1 protein-coding gene is annotated in these 959 nt (G+C 63.9%); it reads right to left on the bottom strand.

What is annotated here, in order from left to right:
• Nucleotides 1–91: 91 nt before the first annotated feature.
• Nucleotides 92–959 (bottom strand): IS110 family RNA-guided transposase (locus ACYP5B_RS48760; RefSeq protein WP_459574655.1); only part of this gene is annotated, 868 nt, incomplete at its 5' end.

The raw sequence follows: 959 nt of genomic DNA on the forward strand, positions 1-959 counted from the left end.
GGTCGCGGGTTGCTCGTGTGCCGGGCTACGTCGCCCTTCAGGAAACTGGCTCCACAGTAGGTGGCAGATAGGTTGGTACCTTGGCGCTGGGTTACGTTGTCTGCGCCGCGTTCGGTATGGCAAGCGACATGGCGAGCCGGCTGATGTCCCAGATGAACCCGCTCAGTTCGCGGGCCACCGCAACCACCGCAATGTTCGGGTTCTTGCCGCGCGCGGCAAGTCTTCGATAGCGCCGGCACAGTCGAACCTGGGCGTCCCAGGACCGGTCAACGATGGCCTTCGGGATGCCTTCGTGCCGTCGCTGAATCTCGGGGCTCACACGTGCCGGGTGCCGGTAACTCCAGGCGGCTTCGATTAGCAGCTTTCTTGCATAGCTATTGCCGCTCTTGGTGATGCTGCCTTGGCGCCGTTTTTCCCCCGATGAATGTTCGGCGGGCGTCACCCCGAGCCAGGCCATCAGTTGGCGCGGATGCATAAAGCGCGAGAGATCGCCCAATTCGGCGAGCATGCCTATCGCCGTGGTGAACTGCACGCCGCGCATGGCCTGCAAGCCCAGTACGGCCGGATAGAAGCGCCAGTTGACCACGGCTTCGCGCAAGGCCGCTTCGAGACGGCCGCATTGCGCGAGCCGATCCTCGATGGCACGTCGATATTCGTCAAAGGCAAGTTGCTGCCACACGGTGTCGAACGCAAAGGTACTGATCCAGCGCCGGTGCGCCGGTCCCCAGTCGGCTCTGCCGCTGTAGCGCACCCCATGTGAAAGCAGAAAGGCCTTCAGCCGTTGCCGGGCGCGCTTCAGATCGTCCTTGGCGTTGACCCAGGCGCGTGACAGATCCCGGAACGCTTCATCCTCCACACTGGGTACGTACACCGCCGAGAGGTCGCCGGCGCGCAGCGATCGCACGAGCTTGACCGCATCGCGCCGATCGGTCTTGACGCGCTCGCCGGGTTTCTTCGGG

This window comes from Cupriavidus sp. 8B (assembly GCF_054589115.1).